Source organism: Candidatus Photodesmus anomalopis, assembly GCF_000731785.2.
Taxonomy (GTDB): domain Bacteria; phylum Pseudomonadota; class Gammaproteobacteria; order Enterobacterales; family Vibrionaceae; genus Vibrio; species Vibrio anomalopis.
Genome location: NZ_JGVJ01000010.1, coordinates 95,001 through 107,267 on the forward strand (window position 1 = coordinate 95,001; position 12,267 = coordinate 107,267).

Sequence of the window (12,267 nt, forward strand, 5' to 3'; positions counted from 1 at the left end):
ATTTCGATATACAAAAATTGGAAGTTAATAAATGGTTATTAAGGCAAAAAGTCCATCAGTATTTGCGGAAAAATATATTGTTGAAAGTATTTGGAATGGTCGGTTTCCACCTGGTTCTATTTTGCCTGCCGAGCGTGAGCTTTCAGAATTAATTGGTGTTACTCGTACAACATTGCGTGAAGTACTTCAACGTTTAGCTCGTGATGGGTGGTTAACTATTCGTCATGGTAAACCTACTAGAGTAAACCAATTTATGGAAACATCTAGTTTAAATATTTTAGATACATTAATAACATTAGATGTTGCTAATGTTAATTCTATTGTTGAAGATTTGATTTCAGTTAGAACTAGTATAAGTTCAATTTTTATTGTTTATGCTTTTAAAAGAAGCAAGAGTATAGCCAGAAAAATCATTTCAGATGTAATTAATTCTTGTGAATTATTGTTTGAAGTAACAGACTGGGATGAATTTCTAAAATCATCCTCATATATCAATGAATATTATCAAAAACATCCATTAAATACCGAAAAAGATGAAAAAAAACGTCAACTTCTTTTGCTTGCGAAAACATTTAATTTTTATGATTATCTATTGTTTCAACGTTTAGCATTTCATTCAGGTAACCAAATTTATGCTTTTATCTTTAATGGTTTCAAAAAAATATATGATCGTGTTGGTAGCTACTATTTTTCAAATCCAGAAGCTAGAAAATTAGCTTTGAATTTTTATAATCAACTTTTGGCAGGAACAGAAAATTTAAATTTAGACAAGATTCCATTTATTATACATCGTTATGGAACAGAAAACCTAAATCTTTGGGATAATATGAGAACAAGACTTCCGAATGATTTTACTGAAGATATAAACTAATCTAACCAATCTGAAAGAAAAGGTTACGAGATCTAGTTGGGAGGAGACTCTAGTCAACTATCGTACACAAACTGCATGCTTTGGCTGCTTCTTTCCAGATCTGACCAGGTGAGCAAGCTTATTGTTACGGAAAACTGAGTCTCCAAGAATTACTTATTAATTTCAAAAACCTGGGAAAGCATTATCCATTATAATTATAATACTGAATAAAACAAGAAAAAAAATACTCTTTATAAGAAGAGATTAACTATTTTAGAATTTATATATCTTTTCAGATTTTGAATTGTGTAAGAGCAAATTTTGCTTTGAGCTGATTGAATCTAGATTAGTAAATCTATAGTCGACTATTATTATGGAGTATTAATATTACCAAGATCATCCATTTTTTTTAATAGACTTCTAACACGATCTTGCCAAGCTGTATGTTCTTGTTGTATTTGTTGTGTTTTAAGTTCTAAAGTTTCTCGATTGTCCTTTAGTTCATTTTTTTCCTTAGTTAGCTGTTCTTTTTCTTCTTTTAGTTCTTCAATTTCCATTTGTAAAAGTATGATAGTATCAACTGCTGTTTGAATTTTTTTTTCTAATTGTTCTAATACTTCAAAAGACATATGAACCTACCTTAGATTTTTATTAAGTTAATAAATATACTTCTTTTAAAAAGAAGTATATTTTAATACACGTTAAACTGAAAATATTGTTAGATAATACCTGAAGGTTAAACACAAAATAATAAATCAATGATTTTGTTATTAGTGTACTTTTTCTTTTCTAATAGATAGTTAATTGTAGAAATAAACTCTAATGTGTAGGCCATCATTATGTATAGTTTATTTTTGCAACAAAAATAGCACTGTGTTTCTAGCGAGTCAAATTTTAAATCAGATAAACTTTTTTTATTAAGTATAAAAGTTTTAAATAGAAAGGATTTTATCTTTATGTTTCTAATAAGGAATAATTTTTCATAAATTCCAGATATTTTAATTCAAATGTTTGGGTTGCCAGTTTTTATTATAATGATTAAATTGGAAGGAAGAGTATTAAAAATATATTAATATAGAAAAATTAAAGAAACATCTTATTAATAACGGTTTTTTCTTACACTTAGCTTATTCAAACAACCTTTTATTAAAATAATTTCTATTGCTTAATAAATGTTTAATAATTGTCTATCTAAAAAAATATGCATATAAATAGACTGATATTTGTTAGTATTTATAAGTAAATGAATTCATATTTTGTATATAACTAATTTTCACACTATATTTTAGAAAAGCAAATTATACTTTTTAGGTAATGAGAATTAAATGGCATTTAGAATAAAAAAGTTCAATTAACATTGAAAAGGGAATAGGATTTGAACATTAAACAAATTTTAAAAAATAATGTGATATGGTCTAATTCAATTAATTCAGAGCGTCCTGAATTTTTCAATGAGCTTAAAAAAGGGCAATTTCCAGATTTTTTATGGATTGGATGTTCTGATAGTCGAGTTCCTGCAGAGCAGATTACAGGTTTATCTCTTGGTAAATTATTTGTACACCGAAATATAGCAAATCAAGTTATCCATACCGATCTAAATTGTATTTCTGTAGTTCAATATGCTGTAGATATACTTCAAGTAAAGCATATTATTATTTGTGGTCATTATGACTGCGGAGGTATTAATGTTGCTGTACAAAATATTCAATTAGGCTTAATTAATGATTGGTTATTTTATATTCGTGCACTGTATTTAAAACACCAAAATTGGTTAAAAAAGATACCTGAAAAAAAAAAGGCAGATAAACTATGTAAAATCAATATCGCTGAGCAAGTGTACAATTTAGGAAGATTATTAATTATAAAAAATGCATGGGAACGTGGTCAACAACTTAAAATACATGGTCTTATTTATAGTATTTATAATGGTAAACTTAAAGATATTGGAATGAGTTGTTCAAATAAAGAATCATTAGAAGATTCCTATCAAACTGTTATGAGTAAAATTATTGAATAATAGATAAACTTTAATTTCAAAATACTTTTGTAAGGTAACATAAAGTAGTATTCCAAATAGTTCTTTCCAACATTGACCTGATCTATATGCGCTATTACACTCGTGTTTAGATATTAATTAATACATAATTATTGGGAGGTTAGCCCAATGAAAATAATAACTTATATTAGCAAGGATAAAAAAGATGGATTCGATACTTAAAAGAAGGATACGCACTCGTTTTTCTCCTCAAAAGCGTAAATTGCAATTAATGGAAATTGCATTGGAAGTATTTGCAAAACGGGGGATTGGTCGAGGAGGACATGCTGATATTGCTGAAATAGCGCAAGTATCAGTTGCTACGGTATTTAATTATTTTCCTACTCGTGAAGATTTAGTAGATGATGTGCTAAATTATGTTGTTCGTCAATTTTCAAATTTCTTATCAGATAATATTGATCTAGATTTACATGTTAAAGTAAATTTGCGTAATATTACTCGAGAAATGGTCCATTTAGTTATTCAGAATTGTTATTGGTTAAAGGTTTGGTTTGAATGGAGTGCATCTACTCGCGATGAGGTTTGGCCGTTATTTGTATCAACAAATCGCACTAATCAAATGTTAGTGAAGAATATTTTTATTAAAGGAATAGATCGTGGAGAGATCTCCGATAATCTTGAATCAGAAGCAATAGCAACACTTTTCCATGGAATCTGTTATTCATTATTTGTACAAGCTAACCGAGTTCCAAATGAAGCTGCAATGAATAAACTAACTGATAGTTACCTTAATATGCTTTGTATTTATGAATCAAAAGGGTATTAATTTAATTTAATAAAACTATTTTATATTCTACATATTATCATAAATTCTGTTTTTTATTAGTACTTTTTATAGTGAGAATGAACAAATCATTTTTTGTTTTTTAATTCCTTGACTTTTGTTTAGTTGATAAATATTTCTCTATTACCTATTAAAGTTGCTCATTATTGAATATCGATATAGTATTTTATAATTTATTTCGTTTTATAAAAAATATATAAAGGATATCTTCCTTTGCATCTATTAATTTAATAATAAATATTAGATTAAGTTAATTAATTAGTTGGATTCAGGATTGATTTGATATTAATGAGGCGTTAATTTTTGAGTAGTATTATAAGTTTATTTAATTACTTTCCTTGGCTATTTCCCTCATTAGCAACAGTGTTTGGATTAATTATTGGAAGTTTTCTTAATGTTGTAATTTATCGATTACCAATTATTATGGAATATGAATGGAGAAAGGAATGTTCAACATCTTTTCCAGAATATAAAATTATACTTTCTGATTGTGAGTATTCACTTATTTCTCCTTCTTCTAAGTGTAGAAAATGTAACACTCAATTGAGATTAATTGATAATATTCCGATTATCAGTTGGCTAATGCTCAAAGGTAAATGTTATAGTTGTGGCAATTCTATTAGTTTTCGTTATCCTTTAATTGAATTATTAAGTGCAATAACAAGTTTTTTAATTGCTACACATTTTGGATTTAGTTTTTTTTCTATCTCATTATTATTTTTTAATTTTATTTTAATTATTATTGCATTTATTGATTTAGATACTATGTTGTTACCTGATCAGTTAACTTTATTTTTGGTTTGGTCTGGAATATTATTAGCATTAATGAACATTAGTCCTGTTTCTTTAAAAGATTCTACAATTGGTGCAATAGTAGGTTATCTATTCTTATGGAATATTTATTGGTTGTTTAAACTTGGAATAGGAAAGGATGTTATGGGATATGGAGATTTTAAGTTATTATCAGCACTTGGAGCTTGGTTAGGTTGGCAATATTTACCAATGGTTGTTTTTCTGTCTTCATTAATTGGTTTGTGCTTTGGTATAAGTCAATTTCGATTTAAAAAAAACAATGAAGCGTTTCCTTTTGGTCCTTTCCTTGTTATAGCAGGTTGGATAAGCTTAATATTTGGTGAACCAATTATTGCTTGGTATTTCGATGCAGTTATAGAATTAATTTAATGTATATTATTGGATTAACTGGTGGTATTTCAAGTGGAAAAACTACTGTAGCTAATTATTTTAATCAACTATTTAATATTGATATTATTGATGCTGATCTCATTGCACGGTATGTTGTTAGGATTGGTACTCCTGGTTTAGAAGCTATAGCAAAATACTTTGGTAAAAAAATCTTACTTTCTAATGGAAATCTTAATCGTTCTTTATTAAGAAAGATAATTTTTTTTAATCATGAAAGTAAACATTGGCTTAATCAACTTTTGCATCCAATGATTCTCGAAGGCATACGTTTAGAATTAGAAAAAGCAGAATCGTTATATGTTTTACTTGTTCTACCATTATTAGTAGAAAGGTCTTTACAAGATATGGTTGATAGAATTTTGGTAATCGATGTAGATGAGCAAGTTCAAGTCAAGCGAACTATTCAGCGTGATAATATTTCTGAACAAGAAGTTAGAGCTATTATTTTTTCACAAAGTGATAGGAAACGAAGACTTTCTTTTGCTGATGATGTAATTAAAAATAATAACGAAAGTGAGAAAGCATTATCATATAAGATTACTGCATTACATAAAAAATATTTAACAATTCTTAAAAAACAAACACCAAGCTAATAAAGAACAATAAGAAAGTATAATAAAATAATTACTACTTACTGTATACTTTTAAGTATGTAAATATAGAACCCATTTTTTGTCTTATTTATAGTAAGACTATTATCCAATATCTTACCTTGAGTAAATCGGAAACCTTAGTAAACATTCTATTTCCAAATTTATTTATTTTTACTTCTTAATCAGTTTTTCTTTAATACGAGCAGATTTACCAGAACGCTTACGTAAATAATATAGTTTTGCCCGACGTACTGCACCTCGACGTTTAATTTGGATGCTGTCTATAATCGGAGAATGAGTTTGAAATGTACGTTCAATACCTTCACCATTAGAACTGGATATTTTACGAACAGTAAATGCAGAATTTAAACCTCGATTACGAATACCAATTATAACACCCTCAAAAGCCTGTAAGCGTCTTCGTTCACCTTCTTTTACTTTTACTTGTACAACAACAGTATCACCTGATGAGAACTTAGGTAAATCTTGTTTCATTTGTTCTTTTTCAAGAGCTTTTATAATTTCACTCATTTTTAAAATTCCTAGATATAAATAAAATAGGTTATATTTTTTGTAGATGATTTTCTTTAATAAATTCAGCTAGTAATTCTTTTTGTTCCTGACTTAAGGATAGCTTTTCCAAAAGTTCTGGCTTTTTAAGCCAAGTTTTTCCTAGAGATTGTTTTAATCTCCATAGACGAATTTTTTTATGGTTGCCAGATCTTAATACCATTGGTACTTCTTGACCATCTAATATTTTAGGACGTGTATAATGTGGGCAATCTAACAAGCCATTAAAAAAAGAATCTTCTTTCACTGATGAATTATTTTTGAGTACGCCATTAATAAACCGTGATACTGCATCAATTAATGCCATGGCTGGTATTTCTCCTCCTGTCATTACAAAATCTCCAATTGAGCATTCTTCGTCAATATCTGACTCTATAATACGTTCATCAATACCTTTATAGCGACCACAGACAAGAAGTAGATTTTTAGACAAAGCAAGTTCATTTACTCTAGCTTGGTTGAGTTTACGTCCTTGAGGGGAAAGGTAAATAGTCTTTATCATACCTGGTGAAGTTTGCTTAGCTAATTTTATAGCTTTCCTTAAAGGTTCAGCTAGCATTAACATTCCAGGAGCACCACCATATGGTTTATCATCTACAGTAGAATACTTATCACTAGTAAAATCACGAGGATTCCAAATATTAAGTGATATTATTCCTTTCCTGATCGCTTTAGATGTGATCCCAAAATCTATAATGGAGCGAAACATCTCAGGAAACAGGCTAATGATACCAATCCACATATATTCCTTTCCCTGAACTATATATAACTTGAATTTTAAAAATTAGGATCCCAATTAACTTTGATTTCTTGAATATTCGGAGAAATTTGTCTTATAACTTCTCCATTGAGAAAGGGAATTAAACGTTCTTTCTTTCCAAAAGCATCCCCAACAGGCGCTTGTAACACTAATACGTCATTGGAACCAGTTTCTAGTATATCTACGACGATACCCAAACTATAACCTTGGACTGTTACAACCTTCATACCAAATAATTCATGGTAGTAAAATTCATCCCGTGCTAATAATTTTGGTAATGATAAAGAATGGATATAAATTATACAATTTGTCAAAGTAAGTGCGTGTTGTTTGGTGTCTACTTCCTTTATTTTTACTATAATATTTTTGTAAGAGTATCTCCATTGTTCTAATTGAAACTGTTTCCATTCACTTTTCTGTTTAATAAGCCAAGGTTGATAGTTAAGTATGTTTTTAGCGTGATCTGTATAAGAAAAAATTTTAATCCAACCAAGAAACCCAAAGGTAGAACCAAACTTACCTACAGTAATTCGAGATTTTTTTCTACTCACTATTAATTAACTCAGAAAAAATTAATCTTTAGTTATTTTTTCAAAATCTTTGATAAGCTTTGTTACTCGAGTAGATACAGAAGCACCTTTACTAATCCAGTGGTTGATACGCAGTGTCTTTAAAAATAAGTTTTTCCTCTTATCCTGATTAATAGGATTAAAGAAACCTACTTTCTCAATAAACTTACCAGTTGTAGCTCTGCTTGCAACCGCCACTACAACTTGATAAAAAGGACGTTTTTTTGCGCCATGACGTGCTAGGCGAATGGTTACCATACGTCTTCCTTTTGCATTTTTTATAAGAATATTACTAGATAAACACAGTATATTTCAATCTGATTCCGAAGAAGTTTACTCTAATTTGTGTTTATTGCAATGTTTTTTTAAATAATTACAACTAAAGATTAAAATTACCACGCATGATATTTTGCATCATCCCATTAGTCCGCATCTTTTGCATCATTTTTTTCGTTTGATTGAAATACCTTAGTAAATAATTAACATCTTGTACTTTAGTGCCAGAACCTGCGGCAATGCGTTTTTTTCTTGAGCTTTTTATAATTTCAGGATATCTTCGTTCCTTTATAGTCATAGAGTTAATAATGAACTCCATTTGTTTAAACATATCGTTATCAATTTGATTTTCAATATTACTAGATAGATGGCTTAGTTGTGGTAATTTATCAATTATATTTTTGATGCCACCAATATTACTCATTTGCTTGAGTTGTTCTCGAAAATCTTCTAAATTCAATCCTTTTTGTTTTTTTAATTTCTTAGCTAATTTTTTAGTATGTTCATTGGAAACTTTTTGCTGTATCTCTTCAATAAGAGATAATACATCTCCCATACCTAAAATACGAGATGCTATTCGTTTGGGATGAAAAGCTTCCAAATCATGAGTTTTTTCTCCGATTCCAAAAAATTTGATTGGTTTTCCAGTGATGCTACGTATTGATAGTGCAGCACCACCTCGAGCATCACCATCAACTTTTGTCAGAATAATTCCTGTTAGTGGTAGTTGGTTATTGAATTCTTTTGCTATATTAGCTGCATCTTGACCAGTCATTGAATCAACTACAAATAGCATTTCAGTTGGTTTAGTGACATTGTGGAGACTTTTAATTTCATCCATCATTTGAGCATCAATAGCTAATCGACCAGCTGTATCAATCAAAAGAGCATCATAAAAATTTTTCTTTGCATGAAGCAGAGCAGAATTAGCAATATCAATTGGGTTTTGGTTGTTAAATGATGGGTAAAAATCTACAGAAATATTAAAGGTTAGTTCTTCTAGCTGTTTGATAGCTGCTGGACGATAGATATCAGTAGAAACTACTAGTACCTTTTTTTTATGTTTTTCCAGCAATAGTCGAGACAATTTCGCGACGCTAGTTGTTTTCCCTGAACCTTGTAAACCTGCTACTAAAATAGTTACTGGTGGTTGAGCAAGTAAATTTAATGTCTCATTAGAGTTGCCCATAATCATTTCAAGTTCAGCTTGTACAATTTTAATAAATTCTTGGCTAGGAGTTAAAGATTTAGAAACCTCAATACCTATTGCTTTTTGTTGTAAATTTTTTATAAAATCCTGTATAACGGGAAGTGCAACATCTGCTTCAAGTAGTGCTACTCGTACTTCACTTATAGTGCTTTTTATATTCTCCTGAGTTAGTCGATTTTTTCCAGTGATATATTTTAGAGTTTTGGTTAATCTATCAGTTAAATTTTCAAACATATTAATAACCTTTGCTTTTAGTAACAGGAATTAAATAAAGTATACAATACCTATTCGTTCAGTTATACTTATCATATTGACATTATAATTTCGCTATGGATTTTATCCCTCGTCTACTACAATAACCTACAGATTTGATGCAGGGTATAATTATATTATCACACCATTAAATTTGTAAAATAAATGTACAATTTAATTGCTATTATTGCAGCTGTATTTTACGTGTTTTCTACAGCAATTATTATCCTAGGATTAGTATATCAAGTAGGTGTTCGCTCTAATGTCGCTTTGATTAGCGCTTTGTTGGCACTGGTACTTCATGGATTTTTAGTAGCTAATCTTATTTGGATTGATGATGGACAAAATCTAAGTATTCTTAATGTAGCTTTATTGGTTAGTTTTATTATTTCCCTTGTCATGAGTATAGCAATGCTGAAAATAAGGCTTTGGTTTTTGTTGCCTTTTGTGTATAGTTTTTCTGTTATTAATCTGTCTTTAGTCATGTTTTTACCAAGCACCTTTATTACTCATTTAGAAAATGACCCTAAAATTTTGGTACATATCTCTCTTGCACTGTTTTCATACTCTACATTAACTGTTGGGGCTTTATACGCTCTTCAGTTGAATTGGCTTGATTATCAATTGAAAGCTAAAAAAGTATTAGTTATTAATCCAAATCTTCCTCCTTTAATGATGGTTGAAAGACAATTATTTAAAATAATTTCTATTGGAACAATACTTTTAACGGGAACGTTACTAACTGGTTTCATTTTTGTTCAGGATATATTTGCACAAAGCAAGGTACATAAAGGCATATTATCTTTTATTGCTTGGTTTATTTATTCCATTTTGCTTTTAGGTCATTATTACAAAGGTTGGAGAGGGAAAAAAGTTGCTTGGTGTTCAGTCGCTGGATCTATAGTGTTAACACTTGCTTATTTTGGGAGCCGTTTCATTCTAGAAATTATTCTTTAATAGTTAGTTAGATATAAATTATATGGTTAAAATGGATAGGATTTTAAAATTAATATTTTTAATTTTTTGTTATACTTGTCCGCTTAATTATAATTTAATATTTAATAAGGGACATATGCATTTTGGATACTGTTTCCAGTAGTTTATTATTTGTTATACTCATTTGCTTAATTATAATTTCTAGTTATTTTTCCGGTTCTGAAACAGGTATGATGTCCCTTAACCGTTATCGTTTAAAACATCTTGCTAATAGTGGTCATAAAGGTGCTAAACGGGTCGAAAAGTTACTTATTCGACCAGATCGTTTAATTGGTTTAATTCTTATTGGAAATAATCTTGTTAATATTTTATCTTCAGCTATTGCCACTATTCTTGGTATGCGATTATATGGTGATTTTGGAGTAGTTATTGCAACTGGAACATTAACACTTATTATATTAGTTTTTGCTGAAGTTATACCTAAAACTATTGCAGCACTTTACCCTGGCCCTATCTCTTATGCTAGTAGTATTTTTTTAAGCATATTGATGAAACTGTTTTCTCCTCTTGTAATATTGATTAATTTTATTGCCAATAGTTTTATCCGATTACTAGGTTTTCAAACTCAATATAATATTAGTGACCATCTAAGTTCTGAGGAGCTAAGAACTGTAGTTAATAATGCTGGAGATCTTATTCCTCATCATTATCAAGATATGCTAATTTCTATTTTAGATTTAGAGCATGTTACTGTGAATGATATTATGGTTCCTCGTAATGAAATTACTGCTATTGATATTAATGATGATTGGAAATCAATCGTACGTCAACTAACACATTCTCCACATGGAAGAATTGTGCTTTTTCGTGATCAAATTGATGAAGTAGTAGGAGTATTACGTCTTCGTGAAGCCTATCGTTTTATGTTAGAAAAAAATGAATTTAATAATAAAGAAACTCTATTACGCGCTGCTGATAAGGTATATTTTATTCCAGAATGTACTCCATTAAATGTTCAATTATTTCAATTTCAACGTAACAAAGAACGTATAGGTCTTATCGTAGATGAATATGGTGATATTAATGGTTTAGTTACTTTAGAAGATATCTTGGAAGAAATTGTTGGTGAATTTACTACTTCTATCGCTCCTAGTTTATCTGAAGAAATAATAGAACAGTCTGATGGTAGTTTTTTAGTTGAAGGTAGTGTTAATATTCGTAGCTTGAATAAAGGGCTAAAATGGGAATTACCTACTGACGGCCCCAGGACATTAAATGGTTTAATTTTAGAGCATTTGGAAGATATTCCTGAAAGTCATTTAAGTATTCAAATTGCAAACTATCCGATGGAAATAATTGAACTTAAAGACAACAGAATTAAATTAGTTCGAGTATTTCCAAGATTAAATAAAAATTATTAATGATGAGGGAAAAGTTTGAGATAATTATTTTGCAATTATTTAAATTCAAACTAGAATATTAACATATGAGTTCTATGGGTAGGTGGTTTGTTTAAGAATGAGCAAAAGTGTTATAATTTATACTATGGTATTGAGCTTAACTTGATCAATGTAAGGTAAGTTATCTCATAGCGATATAAATTTGAAGTAATAATATCATCCTTCAACATTAACAGTAAGTTTATTCGCTAGGTTATTGTTATTTATATAGAAATAGTTACCTTGAAATGAGCTACTCACGGCGTTTTGACTTAGTGTTAATTTGGGGGGGTGTTGTTTTGCCAGGATTAAAGAAAAAATCGCTAGGCATTCTAGCGCTTGCTGGGGTTCAGCCTTATCAAGAAAGGTTAAGCGAAAAATATATGTCAAATGAGCAAGTTCAGCATTTTACAAGAATTTTAGAAGCTTGGAGAAATCAACTTAGAGAAGAGGTCAATCGAACAGTTCATCATATGCAAGATGAAGCAGCAAATTTCCCAGATCCAGTTGATCGTGCTTCTCAAGAAGAAAAGTTTAGTCTTGAGTTAAGAAATCGGGATCGAGAACGTCGTTTAATCAAGAAGATAGAAAAAACCTTAACTAAGATTGAGGATGATAATTTTGGTTTTTGTGAGTCTTGTGGTATTGAAATTGGTGTGCGCCGTTTAGAAGCTCGTCCAACAGCTGATCTTTGTATTGATTGTAAAACACTTGAGGAAATTAAAGAGAAACAAATGCAAGGTTAATTTATTTAATTAGAAAGATAGAT

At 29.5% G+C, this 12,267-nt stretch carries 14 protein-coding genes and 1 other RNA gene; 8 read left to right on the plus strand and 7 right to left on the minus strand.

Annotation, left to right across the window (positions count from 1 at the left end; translation table 11 throughout):
• The first annotated feature begins 31 nt into the window (after positions 1-31).
• Positions 32-871, plus strand: a complete 840-nt coding sequence (gene fadR / locus CF66_RS01085) for a fatty acid metabolism transcriptional regulator FadR (RefSeq protein WP_016503655.1) — start codon at positions 32-34, stop codon at positions 869-871.
• A gap of 47 nt (positions 872-918) precedes the next feature.
• Here fadR and ffs read toward each other — a convergent pair.
• Together ffs and zapB are read right to left on the minus strand one after the other, a co-directional pair.
• Positions 919-1,012, minus strand: an RNA gene (ffs, locus tag CF66_RS01090) — signal recognition particle sRNA small type.
• Positions 1,013-1,221: 209 nt separating this feature from the next.
• A complete protein-coding gene (gene zapB, locus CF66_RS01095; protein ID WP_016503654.1) occupies positions 1,222-1,479 on the minus strand; it encodes a cell division protein ZapB in 258 nt (85 codons plus the stop codon).
• Positions 1,480-2,225: 746 nt separating this feature from the next.
• Between zapB and can the strand changes: the two genes are divergently transcribed.
• The 4 genes from can (at position 2,226) to coaE (ending at position 5,486) form a co-directional block, all read left to right on the plus strand.
• Positions 2,226-2,867 carry a carbonate dehydratase gene (gene can, locus CF66_RS01100; RefSeq protein ID WP_016503653.1) on the plus strand — a complete coding sequence of 214 codons (642 nt, stop codon included), beginning with the start codon at positions 2,226-2,228 and terminating at the stop codon, positions 2,865-2,867.
• Positions 2,868-3,051: 184 nt separating this feature from the next.
• Entirely contained in the window at positions 3,052-3,672 is a 621-nt protein-coding gene (locus CF66_RS01105; protein WP_034411269.1) for a LuxR/HapR/OpaR family quorum-sensing transcriptional regulator, read from the plus strand.
• 333 nt (positions 3,673-4,005) lie between these two features.
• Complete coding sequence (locus CF66_RS01110) at positions 4,006-4,872, plus strand: prepilin peptidase (RefSeq protein WP_034411461.1); 867 nt, start codon at positions 4,006-4,008, stop codon at positions 4,870-4,872.
• Positions 4,872-5,486 (plus strand): dephospho-CoA kinase, encoded by a 615-nt coding sequence (gene coaE / locus CF66_RS01115; protein ID WP_016503650.1) that lies wholly within the window; start codon positions 4,872-4,874, stop codon positions 5,484-5,486. Before CF66_RS01110 ends, coaE begins: the two co-directional genes overlap by 1 nt.
• Positions 5,487-5,657: 171 nt before the next feature.
• Here coaE and rplS read toward each other — a convergent pair whose 3' ends face one another.
• The 5 genes from rplS to ffh all read right to left on the minus strand — a co-directional run bounded on the left by rplS (position 5,658) and on the right by ffh (position 9,105).
• Positions 5,658-6,017: a 50S ribosomal protein L19 gene (gene rplS / locus CF66_RS01120; RefSeq protein WP_016503649.1), complete on the minus strand. Its 360-nt coding sequence runs from the start codon at positions 6,015-6,017 to the stop codon at positions 5,658-5,660.
• A 31-nt stretch (positions 6,018-6,048) separates the two neighbouring features.
• Complete coding sequence (gene trmD / locus CF66_RS01125; protein WP_016503648.1) at positions 6,049-6,798, minus strand: tRNA (guanosine(37)-N1)-methyltransferase TrmD; 750 nt, start codon at positions 6,796-6,798, stop codon at positions 6,049-6,051.
• A 35-nt stretch (positions 6,799-6,833) separates the two neighbouring features.
• The gene (rimM, locus tag CF66_RS01130) at positions 6,834-7,367 is read right to left on the minus strand and encodes a ribosome maturation factor RimM (RefSeq protein ID WP_016503647.1); all 534 of its coding nucleotides are present in this window, start codon (positions 7,365-7,367) and stop codon (positions 6,834-6,836) included.
• Between the two features lie 21 nt (positions 7,368-7,388).
• Positions 7,389-7,643 (minus strand): 30S ribosomal protein S16, encoded by a 255-nt coding sequence (gene rpsP / locus CF66_RS01135; RefSeq protein WP_016503646.1) that lies wholly within the window; start codon positions 7,641-7,643, stop codon positions 7,389-7,391.
• 121 nt (positions 7,644-7,764) lie between these two features.
• Complete coding sequence (gene ffh, locus CF66_RS01140; protein WP_016503645.1) at positions 7,765-9,105, minus strand: signal recognition particle protein; 1,341 nt, start codon at positions 9,103-9,105, stop codon at positions 7,765-7,767.
• 183 nt (positions 9,106-9,288) lie between these two features.
• Between ffh and CF66_RS01145 the strand changes: the two genes are divergently transcribed.
• The 3 genes from CF66_RS01145 to dksA all read left to right on the plus strand — a co-directional run bounded on the left by CF66_RS01145 (position 9,289) and on the right by dksA (position 12,244).
• A complete protein-coding gene (locus CF66_RS01145) occupies positions 9,289-10,080 on the plus strand; it encodes a cytochrome C assembly family protein (RefSeq protein ID WP_034411272.1) in 792 nt (263 codons plus the stop codon).
• 122 nt (positions 10,081-10,202) lie between these two features.
• The gene (locus CF66_RS01150) at positions 10,203-11,480 is read left to right on the plus strand and encodes an HlyC/CorC family transporter (RefSeq protein WP_034411275.1); all 1,278 of its coding nucleotides are present in this window, start codon (positions 10,203-10,205) and stop codon (positions 11,478-11,480) included.
• Between the two features lie 317 nt (positions 11,481-11,797).
• Positions 11,798-12,244, plus strand: coding sequence for an RNA polymerase-binding protein DksA (gene dksA / locus CF66_RS01155; protein ID WP_016503642.1), 447 nt, complete (start codon positions 11,798-11,800; stop codon positions 12,242-12,244).
• Positions 12,245-12,267 lie beyond the last annotated feature (23 nt).